The 21,957-nt window shown below is 71.8% G+C and carries 21 protein-coding genes; 15 read left to right on the top strand and 6 right to left on the bottom strand.

The window, feature by feature from the left end:
* Window positions 1–29: 29 nt before the first annotated feature.
* Both GR130_RS10260 and GR130_RS10265 read right to left on the bottom strand, forming a co-directional pair.
* Complete coding sequence (locus GR130_RS10260; protein WP_159504423.1) at window positions 30–1,001, bottom strand: carbohydrate kinase family protein; 972 nt, start codon at window positions 999–1,001, stop codon at window positions 30–32.
* Entirely contained in the window at window positions 998–2,059 is a 1,062-nt protein-coding gene (locus GR130_RS10265) for a LacI family DNA-binding transcriptional regulator (RefSeq protein WP_159504424.1), read from the bottom strand. Before GR130_RS10265 ends, GR130_RS10260 begins: the two co-directional genes overlap by 4 nt.
* A 99-nt stretch (window positions 2,060–2,158) precedes the next feature.
* On the opposite strand from GR130_RS10265, the gene GR130_RS10270 reads away from it, so the two are divergent.
* Both GR130_RS10270 and GR130_RS10275 read left to right on the top strand, forming a co-directional pair.
* Window positions 2,159–2,362 carry a hypothetical protein gene (locus tag GR130_RS10270; protein WP_159504425.1) on the top strand — a complete coding sequence of 68 codons (204 nt, stop codon included), beginning with the start codon at window positions 2,159–2,161 and terminating at the stop codon, window positions 2,360–2,362.
* Window positions 2,363–2,397: 35 nt separating this feature from the next.
* Window positions 2,398–2,811: a Rieske (2Fe-2S) protein gene (locus GR130_RS10275; RefSeq protein WP_159504426.1), complete on the top strand. Its 414-nt coding sequence runs from the start codon at window positions 2,398–2,400 to the stop codon at window positions 2,809–2,811.
* Window positions 2,812–2,838: 27 nt separating this feature from the next.
* Here the strand turns inward: GR130_RS10275 and GR130_RS10280 are convergent, their stop codons facing one another.
* Entirely contained in the window at window positions 2,839–3,819 is a 981-nt protein-coding gene (locus GR130_RS10280) for a hypothetical protein (protein ID WP_236572965.1), read from the bottom strand.
* Between the two features lie 238 nt (window positions 3,820–4,057).
* Here GR130_RS10280 and GR130_RS10285 point away from each other — a divergent pair, with 238 nt between their 5' ends.
* The 13 genes from GR130_RS10285 to pgi all read left to right on the top strand — a co-directional run bounded on the left by GR130_RS10285 (window position 4,058) and on the right by pgi (window position 18,524).
* Window positions 4,058–4,648, top strand: a complete 591-nt coding sequence (locus tag GR130_RS10285) for a papain-like cysteine protease family protein (RefSeq protein ID WP_159504427.1) — start codon at window positions 4,058–4,060, stop codon at window positions 4,646–4,648.
* Between the two features lie 4 nt (window positions 4,649–4,652).
* Window positions 4,653–5,534: a hypothetical protein gene (locus GR130_RS10290; protein ID WP_159504428.1), complete on the top strand. Its 882-nt coding sequence runs from the start codon at window positions 4,653–4,655 to the stop codon at window positions 5,532–5,534.
* A gap of 320 nt (window positions 5,535–5,854) precedes the next feature.
* Window positions 5,855–7,999 (top strand): excinuclease ABC subunit UvrC, encoded by a 2,145-nt coding sequence (uvrC, locus tag GR130_RS10295; RefSeq protein ID WP_159504429.1) that lies wholly within the window; start codon window positions 5,855–5,857, stop codon window positions 7,997–7,999.
* A gap of 17 nt (window positions 8,000–8,016) precedes the next feature.
* Window positions 8,017–8,982: an RNase adapter RapZ gene (gene rapZ / locus GR130_RS10300; protein WP_236573942.1), complete on the top strand. Its 966-nt coding sequence runs from the start codon at window positions 8,017–8,019 to the stop codon at window positions 8,980–8,982.
* A complete protein-coding gene (locus GR130_RS10305) occupies window positions 8,979–10,040 on the top strand; it encodes a gluconeogenesis factor YvcK family protein (protein ID WP_159504430.1) in 1,062 nt (353 codons plus the stop codon). Before rapZ ends, GR130_RS10305 begins: the two co-directional genes overlap by 4 nt.
* Complete coding sequence (gene whiA, locus GR130_RS10310; RefSeq protein WP_159504431.1) at window positions 10,031–11,020, top strand: DNA-binding protein WhiA; 990 nt, start codon at window positions 10,031–10,033, stop codon at window positions 11,018–11,020. Before GR130_RS10305 ends, whiA begins: the two co-directional genes overlap by 10 nt.
* 252 nt (window positions 11,021–11,272) lie before the next feature.
* Window positions 11,273–12,277 (top strand): type I glyceraldehyde-3-phosphate dehydrogenase, encoded by a 1,005-nt coding sequence (gene gap / locus GR130_RS10315; RefSeq protein WP_159504432.1) that lies wholly within the window; start codon window positions 11,273–11,275, stop codon window positions 12,275–12,277.
* A gap of 127 nt (window positions 12,278–12,404) precedes the next feature.
* Complete coding sequence (locus GR130_RS10320; protein ID WP_159504433.1) at window positions 12,405–13,616, top strand: phosphoglycerate kinase; 1,212 nt, start codon at window positions 12,405–12,407, stop codon at window positions 13,614–13,616.
* Window positions 13,617–13,622: 6 nt separating this feature from the next.
* The gene (gene tpiA, locus GR130_RS10325; RefSeq protein ID WP_159504434.1) at window positions 13,623–14,399 is read left to right on the top strand and encodes a triose-phosphate isomerase; all 777 of its coding nucleotides are present in this window, start codon (window positions 13,623–13,625) and stop codon (window positions 14,397–14,399) included.
* Window positions 14,400–14,541: 142 nt separating this feature from the next.
* Window positions 14,542–14,778, top strand: coding sequence for a preprotein translocase subunit SecG (gene secG, locus GR130_RS10330; RefSeq protein WP_159504435.1), 237 nt, complete (start codon window positions 14,542–14,544; stop codon window positions 14,776–14,778).
* A 154-nt stretch (window positions 14,779–14,932) separates the two neighbouring features.
* On the top strand, window positions 14,933–15,268 hold the full coding sequence (locus tag GR130_RS10335; RefSeq protein WP_016578660.1) for an RNA polymerase-binding protein RbpA: 336 nt from the start codon (window positions 14,933–14,935) through the stop codon (window positions 15,266–15,268).
* Window positions 15,269–15,536: 268 nt separating this feature from the next.
* Complete coding sequence (locus tag GR130_RS10340; RefSeq protein ID WP_159504436.1) at window positions 15,537–16,811, top strand: MFS transporter; 1,275 nt, start codon at window positions 15,537–15,539, stop codon at window positions 16,809–16,811.
* Window positions 16,812–16,868: 57 nt separating this feature from the next.
* On the top strand, window positions 16,869–18,524 hold the full coding sequence (pgi, locus tag GR130_RS10345) for a glucose-6-phosphate isomerase (protein WP_159509879.1): 1,656 nt from the start codon (window positions 16,869–16,871) through the stop codon (window positions 18,522–18,524).
* 60 nt (window positions 18,525–18,584) lie between these two features.
* Here the strand turns inward: pgi and pgl are convergent, their stop codons facing one another.
* From pgl to zwf, 3 genes are read right to left on the bottom strand one after another with little or no spacing between them, the layout of a single operon-like run.
* Window positions 18,585–19,367, bottom strand: a complete 783-nt coding sequence (pgl, locus tag GR130_RS10350) for a 6-phosphogluconolactonase (protein ID WP_159504437.1) — start codon at window positions 19,365–19,367, stop codon at window positions 18,585–18,587.
* Window positions 19,364–20,428 carry a glucose-6-phosphate dehydrogenase assembly protein OpcA gene (gene opcA, locus GR130_RS10355; RefSeq protein ID WP_159504438.1) on the bottom strand — a complete coding sequence of 355 codons (1,065 nt, stop codon included), beginning with the start codon at window positions 20,426–20,428 and terminating at the stop codon, window positions 19,364–19,366. The genes pgl and opcA overlap by 4 nt, the downstream gene beginning before the upstream one ends.
* Entirely contained in the window at window positions 20,425–21,957 is a 1,533-nt protein-coding gene (zwf, locus tag GR130_RS10360) for a glucose-6-phosphate dehydrogenase (protein ID WP_159504439.1), read from the bottom strand. The genes opcA and zwf overlap by 4 nt, the downstream gene beginning before the upstream one ends.

The following is a 21,957-nucleotide window of genomic DNA, read 5'->3' on the forward strand; positions in this document are numbered from 1 at the left end:
GCGTCCCGGGCCCGCCCGTCGGGCCGCCGCTACGCCGCCAGCTCCGCGGCGAACGGCGGCTCCGCCCCCGCCCGCGAGCAGGTGACTGCGGCGGCGCGGGCGGCGAAGCGGAGGACGTCCTCCCAGGCGTCGGCGGCGAGGTAGGCGAGCGGGCCGTACGCCAGCGCGTCATGGGCCGCCAGCCGGTGCAGCAGCGCCGCGTTGACGGTGTCGCCCGCGCCGATGGTGTCGACGACGGCGACCCGCTCACCGGGCACCGTCAGCACCTCGTGGCCCTGCGTCACCACCGCGAGCCCGTCGCCGCCCCGGGTGATCACGACCGCCGCGGGCCCCGCGTACAGCCACCGCCGGGCGGCAGCGGTGACCGCGGCCCGGTCCGCGTCCCGGCCGGCGCCGGTCTCCGCCCCCGCCAGCCACAGCGCGTCCTCCTCGGACAGCTTGAGCAGCGAGAGGTGGGGCAGCCAGGAGTGGAAGCGGGCCCGGTAGGCGTCCGGATCGAGGATCAGACCGGGCCGGACATTGGGATCCAGCGCGGTGAACACCCCGCGCCGCGCCTCCCGTTGGAGCAGCGCCTCGTACGCGCTCGCGCCCGGCTCCAGCACCAGTGAGCAGGTGCCCAGCGAGAGCGCCCGGACCGTTTCGGGCAGCGCGGGCGGCAGAGTGAAGAGCCGGTCGGCGGTGCCGTCGGCGTAGAAGCCGTAACCGGCCGAGCCGTCCGCGCTGATGTCCGCGACGGCGAGCGTGGTCGGCTCCGGGCCGCGCTGCACCAGCGAGGTGTCCACCCCGCTGCCGCGCAGCCCGTGCAGCAGCGACTCCCCGAAGGCGTCGGTCGAGACCCGCGAGCAGAACGCGGTGGGCGAGCCCAGCCGCCCCAGTGCGATCGCGGTGTTGTACGGACCGCCGCCGCGCCGCGGCAGCAGCGCCGGCAACTGGCCTTGCGGGGAAGGTTCCTGCTGGCTGGGTACGAGGTCGATCAGCGCCTCGCCGGCGACGACGATCACGGGGTGCGGGTCCTTTCCTCAGCGGCCGGGGAGCCGGCCGGGGGCATGGCGGACGGAGCGGGTTCGGGGCAGCCGCACGACGTGCGGTGCACGAACGCGCAGGGCAGGCGGACGGTACGGGGCGGCCGGTCCGGGTCGTCCAGACGTGCCAGCAGCAGTCGGACCGCCGCGGCCCCCAGCTCCTTGCTGGGCTGGGCGATCGCGGTCAGCCGGGGCGTGAAGAGATCCGCCCAGGAGAAGTCGTCGAAGCAGGCCAGGGCGATGTCGCGGGGCACCTCCAGGCCCAGGTCGTGCAGGGCCTGGAGGGCGCCGATCGTCATCGCGTTGTTGGCGGTGATGATCGCGGTGGGTGGTTGCGATGAGGCGAGCAGCCGGCGGGTGGCGTCCTGGGCGCCCGCCGCCTCGGAGTTGCCGCCGGCCAGCAGCTCGGGCACGAACGGCAGCCCGCGGGCGCGCAGCCCCTCGCGGTAGCCCCGGACCCGCTCGGTGGTGGTGCTCAGGCCGGGCAGCCCGGCGACCAGGCCGATCCGGGTGTGCCCCAAGTCGGCGAGGTGCTCGACGAGTTGGCGCACCGGGCCGGTGCTCTCGGCGCAGACCTGGTCGTGGCCGTCGCCGACCAGCCGGTCGAGGAACACGGTGGGCACCTTGCGCCGGGCCAGGTACCCGACCATCTCGGCGGGTTCCGCGGACGGCGCGACGATCATGCCGTCCACCCGCCGCTCGTGCAGCAGCCGGACGACCGTGCGCTCGTGCCGCGGATCGTCGTGCGGATCGGCGATCAGCAGACTGTGGCCGGCCTCCAGGGCGCCGGCCTCGACGCCCTGGAGGATCTCGGTGAAGTACGGGTTGCTGATCGCGGACACCGCAAGGCCGATGGAGCGGGTGCGGGAGGTGACCAGCGAGCGGGCGAGGGTGTTGTGGGTGTAGCCGAGTTCGTCGATGGCGGCCAGCACCGCGGCCCGGGTGCCGGGGCGCACCGGCCGGGTGTCGTTCAGCACGTGCGAGACCGTGGCGACGGAGACGCCCGCGCACCGTGCCACATCCACCATCGTCGTCATCCGGCTCTTCCCTCCCCGACTCGGAGCGGACGGCACACAGGTCGCGTCCGCCGGCCGAAGTCCCTCACAGTACGTCCGTCGGAGACCAAACGTAAACGCTTGCGTAAGCGTTTACGTTTGGTCTGGTTCCTCTACAGCCCGCGCCGGTCGGTGGGAACGCGGCGCAGCGCGGAGACCCGCACGGTGCCGACCCGGCTGCGCGGCGACACCGCGGCGTCGGGGGAGGAGCCGCTCGGCGGGCGCCGGGGCCCCGCGGAGGCGGGGGAGTCCGTGCCGGTATCGTCGGGGACCGGAATCCACTGACGGCAGCCGCCGCCCCGCGCCCTCCTGGAGCAGCCATGAGCCAGCCCCCCGCCCGCCGAACCGTACTGCGCGGGGCCGCGCTCGCCGGTGCCGCCGGCTTCGGGCTGGCGGCCTGCTCGTCGGGGGGCTCGGGCGCGGACGCGTCGGCGGTGCCCACCAAGCCGGTCGATCTGGGGGCCGCCGCCGATGTCCCGGTCGGCGGCGCCAAGCTCTACCGCGAGGACCGGCTGGTCGTTTCGCAGCCCGCCAAGGGCGAGTTCAAGTGCTTCAGCGCCAAGTGCACCCACGCCGGCTGCATCCTGTCCGAGGTCCAGAAGAAGGAGGGCAGCTGCCCCTGCCACGGCAGCCGCTTCGACGTGACCACCGGCCAGGTCATCCAGGGCCCGGCGGCCGAGCCGCTGCCGGAGGTGCCGGTCAAGGCCCAGGGCGGCAAGCTGATCGCCGGCTGAGCGGCCGTACGGGGCGCGCCGCCCGGCTCACCTCCAGTCCCAGGCGATCCCCACGATTCCGGGCCGCACGCCCTGCTCCACCACGTGGACGGCGTGGTGCCGCCCGCTGAGCGTCAGCTCCTGCCGGCCGCCGCGCGGGGCGCCGGCCGACGCCTGGGTGAAGCGGTGGCAGCGCACCGGCAGCGCCGCCTCGTCGAAGCGCACCTGGAGGACGTACTGGCCGCCGGCAAAGCTGAAACCGCGCACGTACTCGGCGCTCGGGCCGCCGCTGCCGTCCTCGAAGGCGTAGCCGAAGACATGGGTGTCCCCGGCGCGCAGCCGGGTGTCGAAGAGCAGCTCGGCGACCACCACCCCGGTCTCCGCGTCGCCGCGCACCCGCCCCAGCCGGCAGTTGTCCGCGGCCCGCACCCGCACCCGGGCCGGATCGCAGCCCGCGTCGCCGCGGTGGATGGCGATGTAGCGGTCGACACCGTCCCGGTGGGCGCGCACCACCTGGAGCGACTCCCGTTCGCTCAGCTCGCGGTGTGCCCCGATCCGTACCCGCTCGTGGTGCCCCACGGTGTGCAGTCCGCCGTCCGCCGGGGTCCCCAGCTCGGCGAACAGCTGCTGGAGGGAGCCGGCCGGCGCCACCAGCGAGCGGTAGGTGCGGGCGGCCGGCCGCCCGGCCTCCGGGTGGGTGCCGTCCTCGGGCACCAGGAGGCGGTGCAGCGACCGTGCGGGCAGCCCGAGGACCTCCTCCAGGGCGCGCACCGCCCGCAGTGACTCGGGGCGCTGCGGCCGGCGTGCGCCCTGCTGCCAGTAACTGAGGCTGGTCACTCCGATGTTGATCCCGCGCTGGGCGAGCTTGTGCTGGACGCGGGTGAGCGCGAGACCGCGTGCGGTGAGCGCGCTGCGCAGGGCCAGATGGAACGGACCGGTACGCAGCAGTTGTGCCAGTTCGGCCGATTCGGGGGTGTTGTGTGCGATATCGGGAGTGTTCTGTGCGATGTCGGGAGTGTTTTGTGCCATTGCCTCGATCCTCCGGCGCGCGGGTGAACGTTCACAACCGGTTCACACGGCGCGCGCTCTCCCTACCGTTTCACTGCAGTACGCCGGGCACCGGCCGTTCACACCCAGGCCCGTTCGTCCACACCCCCATGTCACCTCGCATTGAAGCGTGTTGACCTGCCTGCGACAACACCCGATGCTCCTCAGCAGCATCCGGATGCGCTCCTCTCCCCCTCACCCCACGTTCGGGAGGAACGCCATGACCCGTGCACCCCTCGTCCGCCGTTCGCGCCGCAGATGGCTGTCGGCCGCGGCGCTCACCGCGGCGGCGCTGGCCGCGCTCCCCGGGACGGCGGCCGCCGCTCCGCAGGCCGCCAACCGCCTCGACATCAGCATGCAGGCCCAGCAGAAGACCAACTGGTGCTGGGCCGGATCCGGCAACACCATCGCGTCCTGGTTCGGCCGGAACTACAGCCAGACCCAGTTCTGCAACGCCGCCTTCGACCGTCAGCAGGGCACCGACTGCCCCAACAACCAGGCCACGCTCGGAAATGTGCAGACCGCATTCGACTGGATGGGCATCAATTCTGGCTCGTATGTGACCGGCTATCTCCGCTACGGCACCGTGCAAAACGAGATCAACGCCAACCGCCCCATCGAGACCCGCATCCAGTGGTCCTCCGGCGGCGGCCACATGCACGTCCTCTACGGCTACGACACGTCGAGGAACTGGGTGTACTGGGGCGACCCATGGGCCTCCAACAACCGGTACAACTGGGGCGACTTCGACTACTACGTGAACGGCAGCTCCTTCTCCTGGACGCACTCCCTCTACCGGATAGGAGCCTGAGGCCATGACGAAGCGCATCGCCGTACGTGCCGCCGCCACGGGGACGCTCGCCGCCGCCCTCGTCGGCCTCGCCCCGTGCACCGCGCTGGCCGCCCAGGTGCCCGCCCCGCCGGTCCCGGTCCGCGCGAGCGTGGCCGCCGCCCACGATGTGGCCGCCGCCCCCGCGACCGTGGCGGAGCTTACCCGCTTCTTCGCCGCCGACAAGGCCCGCGGCGGCTCTCGCGCCGCGGTGCCCGCGCGCACCGCCCCGCACATCGAGGGCGCCACCGTCCCGGTCTACGTCCTGTCGCCGGACTTCGTCCGCGGCAAGGCCGACGCCCCCGTCGCCCGCCTGGAGTTCCTCGCCAGCAAGGCGGTCGCCGGTGACGGCCGCACGGCGTCCGTGTGGACCGTGCAGCGGGGTACCGCGTGGACGGTCGTCAACATCGCCAGCGGCGACGACGAGACCCGCTACGCCGCGGCCGGGGCCGCCCGGGACGCCGCGGGAACGGTTTTCCACGAGCCGCAGATCGACGCCTGGTACGTCCAGCGCGGCGACCGCATCGAGCCCCTGGACGCGGCGGCCCGCAAGGCCGTGGGCGACCGCGGAACCACCGTCGCGGCCTACCGGAAGCGCGTCGAGAAGGCGTACGGCGACAAGCTCCCCGGCTCCGCGTACGACAAGCGGGGCGAGGCGGGCGGCTACGGCCCGAAGGCCGCGCAGGGCCCCGCAGCGGATGCCGCCGCCCGGGCCGCGGGCAGCCCCGGCGCGCCCGTCGAGGCCGACACCGTGGCCGGCGACAGCATCCCGGTCGCCGCCGCCTCCACTGTGGCGGGCGTCGCGGCCCTGCTCGCCCTGGGCCTGTCGGGCGCTGCGGCCCTGCGGCGGCGCAGGGAGGAGCGCTGAGGGGGGTCGGAGAAGCGCTGAGGCGCTGCTGAGGCGCCGTTGAAGGGGGGCGGCGGGGGCGGGAGGCCGGCCGCTCGGCCACCGGCCGGATTCTTCCCCCGCCCCCTCCCCCTCCTCCCCCTTCGGGGGGAGGGGGCGGGGGGTGGGTTCGGGGGTGGGGGGACCCGAGCCCGCCCCGAACCCACCACCCGCCCCACCACAATCCCCACCCCACCCCGCCCCCGAACCCCCTCCTCCTCCCCCTCCGCCCCTCCCCATCCCACCCCCACCCCCGCCGACTGGCGCCGTGATTGTCAGTGGCGGTCAGTAGGGTGGTGGGCATGGCAGACCCCAGCAGCTACCGACCCAAGCCGGGACAGATCCCCGACTCGCCGGGGGTCTATAAATTCCGCGACGAGCACGGCCGGGTCATCTACGTCGGCAAGGCCAAGAGCCTGCGCCAGCGCCTGGCCAACTACTTCCAGGACCTGGCCGGCCTCCATCCGCGTACGCGCACGATGGTCACCACCGCCGCGTCCGTCGAGTGGACCGTGGTCTCCACCGAGGTCGAGGCGCTCCAGCTCGAATACACCTGGATCAAGGAGTTCGACCCCCGGTTCAACGTCAAGTACCGCGATGACAAGAGCTATCCGTATCTCGCGGTGACGCTCAACGAAGAGTTCCCCCGCGTCCAGGTGATGCGCGGCGCCAAGAAGAAGGGCGTGCGCTATTTCGGCCCGTACGGGCACGCCTGGGCCATCCGCGAGACCGTCGACCTGATGCTGCGCGTCTTCCCCGTAAGGACGTGCTCCGCGGGCGTCTTCAAGCGCTCCGCCCAGATCGGCCGCCCCTGCCTGCTCGGCTACATCGGCAAGTGCTCGGCCCCCTGCGTCGGCCGGATCTCTCCTGAGGAGCACCGCGAACTCGCCGAGGAGTTCTGCGACTTCATGGCCGGCCGCACCGGCGCGTACCTCCGTCGCCTGGAGCGCCGGATGCAGGAGGCGGCCGAGGAGATGGAGTACGAGCGCGCCGCCCGGCTGCGGGACGACATAGGCGCGCTCCGGCGGGCGATGGAGAAGAGCGCCGTGGTGCTCGCCGACGCCACCGACGCCGACCTGATCGCCGTCGCCGAGGACGAACTCGAAGCCGCCGTCCAGATCTTCCACGTCCGCGGCGGCCGGGTGCGCGGCCAGCGCGGCTGGGTCACCGACAAGGTCGAGGCCGTCACCACCGCCGGCCTCGTGGAGCACGCCCTCCAGCAGCTGTACGGGGAGGAGCAGGGCGACGCGGTTCCGAAGGAGGTGCTGGTCCCGGCGCTGCCCGAGCCGGTCGAGCCGATCGCCCAGTGGCTCTCCCAGCGCCGCGGCTCCCTGGTCTCGCTGCGCATCCCGCAGCGCGGTGACAAGAAGGACCTGATGGCCACGGTCGGGCGCAACGCCGAGCAGGCGCTCGCCCTGCACAAGACCAAGCGCGCCTCCGACCTGACCACCCGCTCCCGCGCCCTGGAGGAGATCGCCCAGGCCCTCGGCCTGGACACGGTCCCGCTGCGTATCGAGTGCTTCGACATCTCGCACCTCCAGGGCGATGACGTCGTCGCCTCGATGGTGGTGTTCGAGGACGGTCTCGCCCGGAAGAGCGAATACCGCCGCTTCCAGATCAAGGGCTTCGCGGGTCAGGACGATGTGCGCTCCATGCACGAGGTCATCGGCCGCCGCTTCAGGCGCTACCTCCAGGAGAAGCAGAAGTCGGGGGAGTGGACGCAGGAGCCGTCCGACGGCGCCCCCACGGAGGCCGACGGCGTCCCCACGGAAGCCGGCGCCCCCGCCGAGACCGGCGCCCCCGCCGAGACCGGCGCCCCCGCCGAGACCGGCCTCCCCACGGAGGTCGATGGCGCCCCGGACGCCGTGGACGGCCGCCTCACCGACGACGACGGCCGCCCCAAGCGGTTCGCCTATCCGCCCCAGCTCGTGGTCGTCGACGGCGGCGCCCCCCAGGTGGCGGCGGCCCGCCGCGCCATGGACGAGCTCGGGATCGACGATGTCGCGGTCTGCGGCCTGGCCAAGCGCCTCGAAGAGGTCTGGCTGCCCGATGAGGACGACCCGGTCGTGCTGCCGCGCAGCAGCGAGGGGCTCTATCTGCTCCAGCGGGTCCGCGACGAGGCGCACCGCTTCGCGATCACGTACCAGCGCAGCAAGCGCACCAAGCGGCTGAAGGCGTCCCCGCTCGACGCCGTCGCGGGGCTGGGCGAGACCCGCCGCCAGGCACTCCTGAAGCATTTCGGTTCGTTGAAGAAGCTGCGGGCCGCGACGGTCGACGAGATCTGCGAGGTGCCGGGGGTCGGCCGCAAGACCGCCGAGACGGTCGCCGCGGCGCTGGCCGCGGCGGCGCCGTCCGCCCCGGCGGTGAACACCGCCACAGGAGAGATCATTGAAGATGACGAGGCCCCGCCGGCCGCGTTGTCAGCAGAACGGGGGCAGGACCGATGAGCAGCACACCGCACGACATGCAAGAACCCGAGCGATCCGAGAGATCCGAGAGAGATTCCGAGAGAGATGGTGCACAGGTGAGTACGGGCACGATGCGCGAAGCCGACCAGGGCGAGAGCGCCGCGATCCCCGAGCTGGTGATCATCTCCGGCATGTCCGGCGCCGGCCGCAGCACGGCCGCGAAGTGCCTGGAGGACCTCGGCTGGTTCGTCGTCGACAACATCCCGCCCGAGCTGATCCCGCCGATGGTAGAGCTGGGCGCCCGCTCGCAGGGCAACGTCGCCAAGATCGCCGTCGTCGTCGACGTCCGCGGCCGTCGCTTCTTCGCCAACCTCAAGGCATCCCTGGCCACCCTCGACGCGCAGAACGTCAAGCGCCGCATCGTCTTCCTGGAGTCCTCCGACGAGGCCCTGGTGCGCCGCTTCGAGTCGGTCCGCCGCCCGCACCCCCTCCAGGGCGACGGCCGGATCGTCGACGGCATCGCCGCCGAGCGCGATCTGCTGCGCGAACTGCGCGGTGACGCCGACCTGGTCATCGACACCTCCAGCCTGAACGTCCACGAGCTCCGCGCCAAGCTGGACGCCCAGTTCGCCGGCGAGGAGGTCCCCGAACTCCGCGCCACGGTCATGTCGTTCGGCTTCAAGTACGGCCTCCCGGTCGACGCCGACATGGTCGTCGACTGCCGCTTCATCCCCAACCCGCACTGGGTCCCCGAGCTGCGCCCCTTCACGGGCCTGAACGAGGAGGTCTCGAACTACGTCTTCAACCAGCCGGGTTCCAAGGAGTTCCTGGACGGGTACGCCGAACTGCTGCGGCTGGTCGCCGAGGGCTACCGCCGCGAGGGCAAGCGCTATGTGACCATCGCCGTGGGCTGCACCGGCGGCAAGCACCGCAGCGTCGCGATGTCCGAGAAGCTGGCCCGCCGGCTGGTGTCCGAAGGCGTCGAAACGGTCGTCGTCCACCGGGACATGGGGCGCGAGTGACCGCCCGTACGCCGCGGCTGCGCAGGGTCCGCCGCTTCGTCCCCAGCGGCCGTACGTCGAAGGGAGCCACCCCGAAGGTGGTGGCGCTCGGCGGCGGTATGGGCCTGTCCGCCTCGCTGGCCGCCCTGCGCCGCATCACCGGGGACCTGACCGCCGTGGTCACCGTCGCCGACGACGGTGGCTCCAGCGGCCGGCTCCGCGACGAGCTGGGGGTGCTGCCGCCCGGCGATCTGCGCAAGGCGCTGGCCGCGCTGTGCGGTGACGACGACTGGGGCCAGACCTGGGCCCGGGTGATCCAGCACCGCTTCACGAGCGAGGGCGAACTCCACGACCACGCGGTCGGCAATCTGCTGATCGTCGCCCTGTGGGAGCAGCTCGGCGACCACGTCCAGGCGCTGGACCTGGTCGGCAAGCTGCTGGGCGCGCACGGCCGGGTCCTGCCGATGTCGGCGGTGCCGCTGGAGCTCCAGGCCCAGGTCAAGGGCCTGGAGCCGGAGCACCCGGATGCGATCTCCACGGTCCGCGGCCAGGCCACCGTCGCGCTCACCCGCGGCGAGGTGCAGTCCGTCCACGTCGTCCCCGAGGATCCGCCGGCCGTCCCCGAGGCGGTCGCCGCGGTGCGCGACGCCGACTGGGTGGTGCTGGGCCCCGGTTCGTGGTTCTCCTCGGTCATCCCGCATCTGCTGGTGCCCGAACTGCGCGAGGCCCTGGAGGAGACCAAGGCCCGGAAGGTGCTCTCGCTCAACCTCGCGCCGCAGCCCGGCGAAACCGATGGCTTCTCCCCGCAGCGTCATTTGGAGGTTTTGGCCCGACACGCCCCTAAACTCGCCTTCGACGTGGTGTTGGCCGACAAGGCCGCGGTGCCCGACATCGACGGTCTGACGGTTGCCGCCAAGCAGCTGGTGGGCAGCGAGGTCGAGCTGGCCGTGGTCGCCGCGCAAGGAGACGACGCCCGGCCCGGTGCCGGCGGAGCTCCCGACCGGCACGACCCGGAACTGCTGGCAGCCGCGTACGACCGTATTTTTCGGATGCATGGAAGGATCGGCCCATGGCGATGACGGCTGCGGTGAAGGACGAAATCTCCCGGCTTCCCGTCACCCGGACCTGCTGCCGGAAGTCGGAGGTCTCGTCGATCCTGCGGTTCGCGGGTGGTCTGCACCTGGTCAGTGGCCGCATTGTGATCGAGGCGGAGCTGGACACGGGCATCGCCGCCCGGCGGCTGCGCAAGGACATCCTGGAGATCTTCGGGCACTCCTCCGACCTGGTGGTGATGGCCCCCGGCGGGCTGCGGCGCGGCAGCCGCTATGTCGTCCGCGTGGTGGCCGGCGGCGACCAGCTGGCCCGGCAGACCGGCCTGGTCGACGGCCGCGGACGTCCCATCCGGGGCCTGCCCCCGCAGGTGGTCTCCGGCGCGACCTGCGACGCCGAGGCCGCGTGGCGCGGCGCCTTCCTGGCGCACGGTTCGCTGACCGAGCCGGGCCGCTCCTCCTCCCTGGAGGTCACCTGCCCCGGTCCCGAGGCCGCCCTCGCGCTGGTCGGCGCGGCCCGCCGGCTCGGCATCGGCGCCAAGGCCCGCGAGGTGCGTGGAGTGGACCGCGTCGTCGTCCGTGACGGTGATGCGATCGGCGCGCTGCTGACCCGGCTCGGCGCCCACGAGTCGGTGCTCGCCTGGGAGGAGCGGCGGATGCGCCGCGAGGTCCGGGCCACCGCCAACCGCCTCGCCAACTTCGACGACGCCAACCTCCGCCGCTCCGCGCGCGCCGCGGTCGCCGCCGGCGCCCGGGTCCAGCGGGCCCTGGAGATCCTCGGCGAAGAGGTCCCCGAGCACCTCGCGGCGGCCGGCCGGCTGCGCATGGAGCACAAGCAGGCGTCGCTGGAGGAGCTGGGCGCCCTGGCCGATCCGCCGCTGACCAAGGACGCGGTCGCCGGGCGGATCCGCAGGCTGCTGGCGATGGCCGACAAGCGCGCCCAGGACCTCGGTATCCCGGGCACCGAATCGAACCTCAGCGAGGAGCTCGCCGACGGGATGGTCGGCTGACCCGGAGCGCCCCTCGTCCCCACGCGCCCCCGGCACCCGCATTGGGTGCCGGGGGCGCGTGCGTGCGGACGCCCTGGGGCGGCGCGTGTGCGCGCACGACAGAGGGGCTCGAAGCCGCTCACCTGAGCATCTTTGGGCGCCGATGTCAATGTCACGTACGTCTCTTCCAGGGGGTAGGGTCGTAGGCGGTCGGGGACAGCCCATACAGCTCGCCGGTAACCAAAACCGGCGTACCAACGAGGAGATCGGTTCGTGACGATCCGCGTAGGCATCAACGGATTCGGCCGCATTGGTCGCAACTACTTCCGCGCGCTCCTGGAGCAGGGTGCGGACATCGAGATCGTCGGTGTCAACGACCTGACCGACAACGCCACCCTGGTCCACCTGCTGAAGTACGACAGCATCCTGGGCCGCCTCAACGCCGAGGTCAGCCACACCGACGACACCATCACGGTCGGCAACCAGACCTTCAAGACGATGGCCGAGCGCGACCCGGCCGCCCTCCCGTGGGGCGAGCTCGGCGCCGACATCGTCATCGAGTCCACCGGCATCTTCACCAAGCGCGAGGACGCCGCCAAGCACCTCGCCGCCGGCGCCAAGAAGGTCCTGATCTCCGCGCCCGCCAAGGGCGAGGACATCACGATCGTGATGGGCGTCAACCAGGAGAAGTACGACGCGGCCAACCACCACGTCATCTCCAACGCCTCCTGCACCACCAACTGCGTGGCGCCGATGGCCAAGGTTCTCGACGAGAACTTCGGCATCGTCAAGGGCATGATGACCACGGTCCACGCGTACACCAACGACCAGCGCATCCTGGACTTCCCGCACTCGGACCTGCGTCGCGCCCGCGCCGCCGCGGAGAACATCATCCCGACCTCGACGGGTGCCGCCAAGGCCACCGCCCTGGTCCTCCCGCAGCTCAAGGGCAAGCTGGACGGCATCGCCATGCGCGTCCCGGTCCCCACCGGCTCGGTCACCGACCTGGTGCTGGAGCTCGACCGCGAGGTCAGCAAGGACGAGATCAACACCGCCTTCCAGAAGGCCGCCGAGGGCCAGCTCAAGGGCGTGCTGGAGTACACCGAGGACCCGATCGTCTCCTCGGACATCGTGAACTGGCCGGCCTCCTGCACCTTCGACTCGCAGCTCACGATGGTCCAGGGCAAGCAGGTCAAGGTCGTCGGCTGGTACGACAACGAGTGGGGCTACTCCAACCGTCTCGTGGACCTCACGGTCTTCGTCGGCGGCCAGCTCTGACCCTGCCCGACGGCGGGCACGGCACCGGAATGTGAGGACGGGGTCCGTAGGGCGCGAGAACGCGTCGTACGGGCCCCGTCCCATGGCGGATAAAGTCCCTTGACGGACTACAACGGAGTCACTTCACATGAAGACGATCGACGATCTCGCCAAGGAGGGCGTTGCGGGCAAGCGGGTCTTCGTCCGCGCCGACCTCAACGTCCCCTTGGACGGCACGACCATCACCGACGACGGCCGGATCCGCGCCGTCGCCCCGACGATCGCCAAGCTCAGCGCGCTGGGCGCCAAGGTGATCGTCGCCTCCCACCTGGGCCGTCCCAAGGGCGCCCCGGACCCCGCGTTCTCGCTGGCCCCCGCGGCCGAGCGGCTCGGTGAAATCCTCGGCACGAACGTGGCGTTCGCGACCGACACGGTCGGAGAGTCCGCCCGGGAGGTGACCGCGGGACTGGCCGACGGCCAGGTGGCGGTCCTGGAGAACCTCCGCTTCAACGCGGGTGAGACCAGCAAGGACGACGCCGAGCGCGGTGCCTTCGCCGACCGGCTCGCCGAACTCGCCGACCTCTACGTCGGCGACGGCTTCGGTGCCGTGCACCGTAAGCACGCCTCGGTCTTCGACCTCCCCCAGCGGCTGCCGCACGCCGCCGGCGACCTGATCGCCACCGAGGTCGGTGTCCTGAAGAAGCTCACCGAGGAGGTCAAGCGCCCCTACGTGGTGGTGCTCGGCGGCGCCAAGGTCTCCGACAAGCTGGCCGTCATCGACAACCTGCTCAAGAAGGCCGACCGCATCCTGGTCGGCGGCGGCATGGCGTACACCTTCCTGGCGGCCAAGGGCCACGAGGTCGGCATCTCGCTGCTCCAGAAGGACCAGATCCCGGTCTGCCTGGAGTACCTGGCGGAGGCCGAGAAGCGCGGTGTGGAGTTCGTGCTCCCCGTCGACGTACTGGTTTCGGCCGAATTCCCGGACCTGAAGACCAAGGCCCCGGCCGACTGGGCGGTCGTCGCCGCGGACGCCATCCCGGCCGACAAGGAGGGCCTGGACATCGGCCCGAAGACCCGCGAGCTCTACGCCGCGAAGCTCGCCGACGCGGGCACCGTCTTCTGGAACGGCCCGATGGGCGTCTTCGAGCACCCCGACTACGCGGGCGGCACCCAGGCCGTCGCGCAGGGGCTGCTGGACTCGTCGGCCTTCACCGTCGTCGGCGGCGGCGACTCGGCCGCCGCGGTGCGCCTGCTCGGCTTCGACGAGAATGCTTTCGGCCACATTTCGACCGGCGGCGGCGCCAGCCTCGAGTACCTCGAGGGCAAGACGCTCCCCGGCCTCGCCGCTCTGGAGGACTGAACAACCGTGAGTGACCGCACCCCGCTGATGGCGGGCAACTGGAAGATGAACCTCAACCACCTGGAGGCCATCGCCCACGTCCAGAAGCTCGCCTTCGCCCTCAACGACAAGGACTTCGACGCCGTGGAGGTCGCGGTCCTGCCGCCCTTCACCGACCTGCGCTCGGTGCAGACCCTGGTCGACGGCGACAAGCTCAAGATCAAGTACGGCGCTCAGGACCTGTCGGCGCACGACTCCGGTGCGTACACCGGTGAGATCTCCGGCGCGATGCTGGCCAAGCTCAAGTGCACGTACGTGGCCGTCGGCCACAGCGAGCGCCGCCAGTACCACGGCGAGGACGAGGAGATCTGCAACGCCAAGGTCAAGGCTGCCTTCAAGCACGGTCTGACCCCGATCCTGTGCGTCGGCGAGGGCTTGGACGTCCGCAAGGCCGGCAACCAGGTCGCGTACACCCTCGCCCAGCTCGACGGCGGCCTGAAGGACGTGCCCGCCGCGCAGGCCGAGACGATCGTGATCGCCTACGAGCCGGTGTGGGCCATCGGTACCGGCGAGGTCGCCACGCCCGAGGACGCGCAGGAGGTCTGCGGTGCCATCCGCGGCCGCCTCGCCGAGCTGTACAGCCAGGAGCTGGCCGACAAGGTCCGCATCCAGTACGGCGGCTCGGTCAAGTCCGGCAACGTCGCGGCGATCATGGCGCAGCCGGATGTCGACGGCGCCCTGATCGGCGGCGCGGCGCTGGACGCGGACGAATTCGTGAAGATCGTCCGCTTCCGCGATCAGTAGCAGCTATGACGACGGGCCCGGCCCGTCGTACCCTGTCGGGGCCGGGTCCGGCGTCTTGAGCGCCGCTCCCGGCCCCGCACCATTGGTCTTCGGTGGAAGACCGGCACGTTCCGTCCGTCAGTCCTAGAGAGTTGGTCCAGCCGTGGTCATCGGATTCTCGATCGCCCTCATCATCTTCAGCGTGCTGCTGATGATGCTGGTGCTCATGCACAAGGGGAAGGGCGGCGGCCTGTCCGACATGTTCGGTGGCGGTATGCAGTCCTCCGTCGGCGGCTCCTCGGTCGCAGAGCGGAACCTCGACCGCATCACCATCGTGATCGGTCTGCTCTGGTTCGCGTGCATTGTCGTGCTCGGCGTCCTGATGAAGCTCGGCAGCTGACATACCGTCGGAGACGCGGCCTATCATGAAAGGCAGCGTCCTGGGACGGGTAACTCGTGTCACTGGACGCGCGTTGGGCCTTACGTAGACTGGGGCGCCCGCAGCGCGCGGCTGTGAGAGGCATTGCAGCACCATTACGCAGGGAGTTACGACCGTGGCAAGTGGCAACGCGATCCGAGGAAGTCGGGTCGGGGCGGGGCCGATGGGGGAGGCCGAGCGTGGCGAGTCCGCGCCGCGCATCCGCATCTCCTTCTGGTGCTCCAACGGGCACGAGACGCAGCCCAGCTTCGCCGGCGATGCGCAGGTTCCGGACACCTGGGACTGCCCGCGCTGTGGTTTCCCGGCCGGCAAGGACCGGGACAGCCCGCCGGACCCGCCGCGCACCGAGCCGTACAAGACCCACCTCGCCTACGTCCGGGAGCGCCGCAGCGACGCCGACGGCGAGGCGATCCTGGCGGAGGCGCTCGCCAAGCTCCGCGGCGAGATCTGACGGACGGCAGCGGACGAGAACGCACCACGAACGGCCCGGCCGGAGGGACACCCCCTCCGGCCGGGCCGTTCGCGTGGTCCGCACCGGTCAAGCCCCCTGGGCGAGGCGCCGTCAGGGCGCCGCCGGGCGCCCGCGGACGTTCTGAGGCAGCGGATCGGGAAGGTGCCCGAGGCCCGTTGTCAGTGCTCGCCCGTACGGTTTTTCGTAGGCGCTGCTGCCGCGGATCCGCAGGCGGTTCCGCGGCAGCAGGAGGCGTACGGGGGGTGGCATGACGGGCACGGAAGCGGGCGGTGCGGCGGGAGTTGGGGCGCTCGCCTGGCGGGGCGGGTTCGGGCGGCTGTGGAGCGCGGCGGCCGTCTCCCGCTTCGGCGACGCGCTGCGCGGCACGGCGCTGCCGCTGCTCGCCTACGGGCTCACGGATTCGCCGCTGCTGATCTCGCTGGTCACCGTCTGCGGCTTCCTGCCCTGGCTGTTCTTCGGGCTGATGGGCGGCGCGGTCGCCGACCGGGTCGACCAGCGGCGGGCGATGTGGGCGGTCGATGTGCTCCGCGGGCTGCTGGTGGCCGGGTTCGCGCTGGCGGTGGCGCTCGGCCGGGCCCGGATCGGCCTGCTGCTGGCGCTTGCGTTCGCGCTGACGACCCTCCAGACGCTCTTCGACAACGCCGCCACGGCCCTGCTGCCGTCGGTGGTGCCCAAGGAGTCGCTGGGGACCGCCAACGCCCGTCTGATGACCGGCCAGGAGCTGGTCGGCCGGTTCGTCGGCGGGCCGGTGGCGCCGGCGCTGATCGGGTCGGCCGCCGCGCTGCCCTTCGCGGCCGACGCGGCGACCTATCTCGTCGCCGCCGCCCTGGTGGCCTCGCTGCGGACCGCCGCGCCGCCCCGGCCGCGGGCCGCCGCCGGGCGCACCCTCCGGCGCGAAATCGCCGACGGCATACGGGCGTTGTGGCGCGACCGGGTGCTGCGTGTGTTCTGCCTGTCCGTGGCGCTGGGCAACATCGGCATCGGCGCGCTGATCGCGACGCTCGTCGTGATCGTCAGGGGCTGGCTGGGCGCCGGGGACGTCGGCTATGCCGTGGTGACGACCGGATACGGCGCCGGGACGGTGCTCGGCGGGCTGCTGGCCGGCCGAGTGGTCGCCGCGGCGGGCGGCCGGGCCCGCACGCTGCTTCTCGCCGGGCTGCTGCAGAGCGCGGTGCTGGTGTCCTTCGGGACGGTGCGCGCGCTGTGGCCCGCGGCCCTGGCGCTGGGCCTGTTCGGCTTCGCCGGCGCCGTGTGGAACGTCCTGGAGACGACGGTGGTCCAGCAGGGCAGCCCGGACGGGATGCTGGGCCGGATCGGGTCCGCGTTCCGCACGGTCTCCATCGCCGGGACGCCGCTGGGCGCGCTGCTCGGCGGTGCGGTCGCCGCGGCCCTGGGAGCCAACGCCCCGGCGCTGCTGGCCGCCGCGCTGGTGGGGCTGGGCACCCTCGTGCTGATACCGGCTGTTCGGGCCGGCGACAGCACTTCGTCCGACAGCGGACAGATACCTCATACCGTGCCCTGATCAATTAGGTTGGAGGATGGCGGGGCCGCTACGAGACGAAGAAGGCTGATGTCCGAGATGAACGCAGAAGGCCGCAGCAGGCTCGACCAGTTGCCCGAGTGGACCGCGTTGCGCAAGCACCGCGAGCAGCTGGGGGAGGTGCACCTGCGCGAGCTGTTCGCCAAGGATCCCGACCGCGCCCGGCGGTTCACCCTCCAGGTCGGCGATCTGCACCTGGACTTCTCCAAGCACCTGGTCACCGACGAGACGCTGCGGCTGCTGCGCGAGCTGGCCGCGGCGACCGGGGTGGCCGAGCTGCGGGACGCCATGTTCCGCGGCGAGAAGATCAACATCACCGAGAACCGCTCCGTGCTGCACACCGCGCTGCGCGCGCCCGGCTCGGCCGTCATCACGTCCGACGGCGTCAACGTCGTCCCCGCGGTGCACTCCGTCCTGACGAAGATGGCCACCTTCGCCGACCGGGTGCGCTCGGGTGACTGGAAGGGCCACACCGGCCGGCGCATCAAAACGGTCGTCAACATCGGTATCGGCGGCTCGGATCTGGGCCCGGCGATGGCGTACGAGGCGCTGCGCGCCTACACCCACCGGGACATGCAGTTCCGCTTCGTGTCCAACGTGGACGGCGCCGACCTGCACGAGGCGGTGCGCGATCTGGACCCGGCGGAGACGCTGTTCGTCATCGCCTCGAAGACCTTCACCACCATCGAGACGATCACCAACGCCACCTCCGCCCGCGACTGGTTGCTCAGCGGCCTGGGCGCCGGTGGCGAAAATGCCGTCGCCAAGCACTTCGTGGCGCTGTCGACCAACGCCGAGAAGGTCGCGGAGTTCGGCATCGACACGGTCAACATGTTCGAGTTCTGGGACTGGGTCGGCGGTCGCTATTCGTACGACTCCGCGATCGGCCTGTCGCTGATGATCGCGATCGGCCCGGAGCGGTTCCGCGAGATGCTGGCCGGCTTCCACCTCGTCGACGAGCACTTCCAGTCCGCCCCGCCGGAGGAGAACGTCCCGCTGCTGCTGGGCCTGCTGGGGATCTGGTACGGCAACTTCTGGGACGCCCAGTCGCACGCGGTGCTGCCGTACAGCCACTACCTCTCCAAGTTCACCGCCTACCTCCAGCAGCTGGACATGGAGTCCAACGGCAAGTCCGTCGACCGCCAGGGCCATCAGGTCAACTGGCAGACCGGCCCGGTCGTCTGGGGCACGCCCGGCACGAACGGCCAGCACGCCTACTACCAGCTGCTCCACCAGGGCACGAAGGTGATCCCGGCCGACCTCATCGGCTTCGCCCGGCCGGTCGACGACCTCCGGCCCGGCCTGGTCGCCCAGCACGACCTGCTGATGGCCAACCTCTTCGCGCAGGGCCAGGCGCTGGCGTTCGGCAAGACGCCGGACGAGGTGCGCGCCGAGGGTGTGGCCGAGGAGCTGGTGCCGCACCGGACGTTCCGCGGCAACCACCCCACCAGCACGATCCTGGCGTCCGAGCTCACCCCGTCCGTACTGGGCCAGTTGATCGCGCTCTACGAGCACAAGGTGTTCGTCCAGGGCGCGGTGTGGAACATCGACTCCTTCGACCAGTGGGGCGTCGAGCTGGGCAAGGTGCTCGCCAGGCGCGTCGAGCCGGCGCTGACCGAGGGCGCCGACGTGCCGGGCCTGGACGCGTCCACCGCCGGACTGGTCGCCAAGTACCGTGAGCTGCGCGGGCGTTGATCCCGTACGCCGACGGCCCCACACCCGCGGAGGGTGTGGGGCCGTCGGTGTGTCAGCGGCTCAGGACGACGCCGGCGGGTAGAGGCTGCGCGGCAGTTGGGAGGCCGCCGCCTCGTCCAGCAGCCACAGCGTCCGGCTGCGACCCCGCGCACCGGCCGCCGGTGCCTGGACCTCCCCGGCACCGGAGAGCGCGATCGCCGCGGCCCCGGCCTTGTCCTCGCCGGCCGCCAGCAGCCACACCTCGCGTGCCGCGCGGATCGCCGGCAGGGTCAGCGTGATCCGGGTCGGCGGCGGCTTGGGCGCGCCGTGCACACCCACCACCGTCCGGTCCCGCTCGTAGACCGCGGGCAGTTCGGGGAACAGCGAGGCGACATGGGTGTCCGGGCCGACGCCCAGCAGCAGCACGTCGAAGGACGGCACCGGACCGTGGTCCTCCGGCCCGGCGGCGGCGGCGAGTTCGAGGGCGTACTCCTCGGCCGCCGCGTCCGCGTCGTTGCCGAAGCGGCCACCGGCCGGCTCCATCGGGTGCACCCGCGCCGGGTCCAGCGGGACGCCGTCCAGCAGCGCCGCGCGGGCCTGGGTGTAGTTGCGCTCCGGGTCCCCGTCCGGCAGGAACCGCTCATCGCCCCACCACAGGTCCAGCCGGGACCAGTCGACGGCGTCCCGGGCGGGCGCCTCGGCGAGGGCCGCGAGCAGCCCGTTGCCGTTGCGCCCGCCGGTCAGCACGACGGAGGCGGAGCCGCGGGCCGCCTGGGCGTCCACGATCTTGGTGATCAGCCGGGCCGCCGCGGCCTTGGCCATCAGCTCCTTGTCCCGGTGGACGACGACCTGCGGAGTGCTCACTTGGCGGCTGCCTTCTTGGCGGGCGCCTTCTTCGCCGCCGCCTTGGCCGGGGTGGTGCCCGCGTCCGCGGACGTGCCGGCCGCCGGTGCCGCCTGCCGGTCCGCCGCGGCCGGTGCCGCCGGCTGCCCGTCCGGCTGGCCGATCCGCTCCACGCCGTACTTCAGCGCGGCGGCGTAGATGTCGTCCGGGTCGAGCCGGCGCAGCTCCTCGGCGAGCAGCTCGGAGGTCTCCCGGCGCTTGAGCGCCACCGCGCGGTCGGGCTGGCCGCGCATGGAGAGGGTGGCCAGCGAACCGTCCGGGCGGTCCAGGACGATCGTTCCGCTGCCGCTGGACTCCAGCCGTACCGCGGTGAGCCCGGGGCCCGCCGAGACGGTGCGCTGTACCGGCACGTCCAGCCTGCTGGCGAGCCACATGGCGAGCAGCTCGCAGCTCGGGTTGAACTCCTCGCCCTCGACCACGGCCGAGGTGACCGTGCACGGCGACTGGTCGAGCGCCGCCGCCAGCATCGAGCGCCAGGGCGTGATCCGGGTCCAGGACAGATCCGTGTCACCCGGGGTGTACGTGTCGGCGCGCGCGGACAGCTCCCGGATGGGCTCCTCGGAGGCGTAGGCGTCGGTGACCCTGCGCTGCGCCAGCGCGCCGAGCGGGTCCTTGGCCGGGTCCAGCGGGGCGTTGACGGCCCACCAGACCACCACCGGGGCGTCCGGCAGCAGCAGCGGCAGCACCACGGACTGGGCGTGGTCGATCGCCTCGCCGTACAGCCGCAGCACCACCGTCTCGCCGGTGCCGGCGTCCGTGCCGACCCGCACCTCGGCGTCCAGGCGTGCCTTGGCGCGGTCGCGCGGCGACCGGCTGACCCGCTTGACGACGACCAGGGTGCGCGAAGGGTGTTCGCGGGACGCCTCGTTGGCCGCCTTCAGGGCGTCGTAGGCGTTCTCCTCGTCGGTGACGATGACGAGGGTGAGCACCATGCCGATGGCCGGGGTCCCGACCGCGCGGCGGCCCTGGACCAGCGCCTTGTTGATCTTGCTGGCCGTGGTTTCCGTCAGATCGATCTTCATGGCCGACGCCAGCTCCGTCCGTCTCGTGCGAGCATTTCGTCCGCCTCGTCGGGGCCCCAGGTGCCCGCCGGGTACTGCGCGGGCTTGCCGTGCTTGTCCCAGTACGTCTCGATCGGGTCGAGGATCTTCCAGGAGAGCTCGACCTCCTCCAGGCGCGGGAAGAGGTTGGCGTCGCCGAGCAGCACATCGAGGATCAGCCGCTCGTACGCCTCGGGGCTGGACTCCGTGAAGGACTCGCCGTACGCGAAGTCCATCGACACGTCGCGCACCTCCATCGAGGTGCCGGGCACCTTGGAGCCGAACCGCACGGTCACGCCCTCGTCCGGCTGCACCCGGATGACCAGGGCGTTCTGCCCCAGCTCCTCGGTGGCGGTGTGGTCGAACGGGGAGTGCGGGGCGCGCTGGAAGACCACCGCGATCTCGGTGACCCGACGGCCCAGGCGCTTGCCGGTCCGCAGGTAGAAGGGGACGCCCGCCCAGCGGCGGTTGTCGATCCCGACCTTGATCGCGGCGTAGGTGTCGGTCTTCGACTTCGGGTCGATGCCGTCTTCCTCGGCGTAGCCGACGACCTTCTCGCCGCCCTGCCAGCCGGCCGTGTACTGCGCCCGGACGGTCTCCTTGCCGAGGTCCCTGGGCAGCCGGACGGCCCCCAGCACCTTGGTCTTCTCGGCGACCAGCGCGTCCGCCTCGAAGGAGGCGGGCTCCTCCATGGCGGTCAGCGCGAGCAGCTGGAGGAGGTGGTTCTGGATGACGTCGCGGGCGGCGCCGATGCCGTCGTAGTAGCCGGCCCGGCCGCCGATGCCGATGTCCTCGGCCATGGTGATCTGGACGTGGTCGACATAGCCGCGGTTCCACAGCGGCTCGAACATCGTGTTGGCGAACCGCAGCGCCAGGATGTTCTGGACCGTCTCCTTGCCCAGGTAGTGGTCGATCCGGAAGACCTCGTTGGGCGGGAAGACCTCGTGGACGATCCGGTTGAGCTCCTGGGCGCTCGCCAGGTCGTGGCCGAACGGCTTCTCGATGACCGCGCGGCGCCAGGAGTCCGCCTTCTGGTCGGCCAGCCCGTGCTTCTTGAGCTGCTGGACGACCTTGGGGAAGAACTTCGGCGGCACTGACAGGTAGAAGGCGAAGTTGCCGCCCGTGCCCTGCGCCTTGTCGAGCTCGTTGATGGTGTCCTTGAGCGTCTCGAAGGCTTCGTCGTCGTCGAAGTTGCCCTGGACGAAGCGGCAGCCCTGGACCAGCTGCTGCCAGACCTCCTCGCGGAACGGCGTGCGGGAGTGCTGCTTGACGGCCTCGTACACCTCGTGCGCGAAGTCCTCGTCCTCCCACTCGCGGCGGGCGAAGCCGACCAGCGAGAAGCCCGGCGGCAGCAGCCCCCGGTTCGCCAGGTCGTAGACCGCGGGCATCAGCTTCTTACGGGACAAATCGCCCGTGACGCCGAAAATGACCAGGCCCGACGGCCCCGCGATACGCGGGAGCCGTCGGTCCGCGGCGTCACGGAGCGGGTTAGCTCCGTGTGAACCAGACAA

The sequence above is a fragment of the Streptomyces sp. GS7 genome, from assembly GCF_009834125.1.
In the GTDB taxonomy this organism is placed as follows: Bacteria; Actinomycetota; Actinomycetes; order Streptomycetales; family Streptomycetaceae; genus Streptomyces.

What these genes read in the sequence shown, in the direction of transcription:
- GR130_RS10280 (WP_236572965.1), bottom strand. Translation starts at nt 3,819, where the DNA reads ATGGCACAAAACACTCCCGACATCGCACAGAACACTCCCGATATCGCA.
- GR130_RS10275 (WP_159504426.1), top strand. Translation starts at nt 2,398, where the DNA reads ATGAGCCAGCCCCCCGCCCGCCGAACCGTACTGCGCGGGGCCGCGCTC.
- GR130_RS10290 (WP_159504428.1), top strand. Translation starts at nt 4,653, where the DNA reads ATGACGAAGCGCATCGCCGTACGTGCCGCCGCCACGGGGACGCTCGCC.
- whiA (WP_159504431.1), top strand. Translation starts at nt 10,031, where the DNA reads ATGGCGATGACGGCTGCGGTGAAGGACGAAATCTCCCGGCTTCCCGTC.
- GR130_RS10265 (WP_159504424.1), bottom strand. Translation starts at nt 2,059, where the DNA reads ATGACGACGATGGTGGATGTGGCACGGTGCGCGGGCGTCTCCGTCGCC.
- uvrC (WP_159504429.1), top strand. Translation starts at nt 5,855, where the DNA reads ATGGCAGACCCCAGCAGCTACCGACCCAAGCCGGGACAGATCCCCGAC.
- GR130_RS10320 (WP_159504433.1), top strand. Translation starts at nt 12,405, where the DNA reads ATGAAGACGATCGACGATCTCGCCAAGGAGGGCGTTGCGGGCAAGCGG.
- pgi (WP_159509879.1), top strand. Translation starts at nt 16,869, where the DNA reads ATGAACGCAGAAGGCCGCAGCAGGCTCGACCAGTTGCCCGAGTGGACC.
- opcA (WP_159504438.1), bottom strand. Translation starts at nt 20,428, where the DNA reads ATGAAGATCGATCTGACGGAAACCACGGCCAGCAAGATCAACAAGGCG.
- GR130_RS10340 (WP_159504436.1), top strand. Translation starts at nt 15,537, where the DNA reads ATGACGGGCACGGAAGCGGGCGGTGCGGCGGGAGTTGGGGCGCTCGCC.
- rapZ (WP_236573942.1), top strand. Translation starts at nt 8,017, where the DNA reads ATGCAAGAACCCGAGCGATCCGAGAGATCCGAGAGAGATTCCGAGAGA.
- GR130_RS10285 (WP_159504427.1), top strand. Translation starts at nt 4,058, where the DNA reads ATGACCCGTGCACCCCTCGTCCGCCGTTCGCGCCGCAGATGGCTGTCG.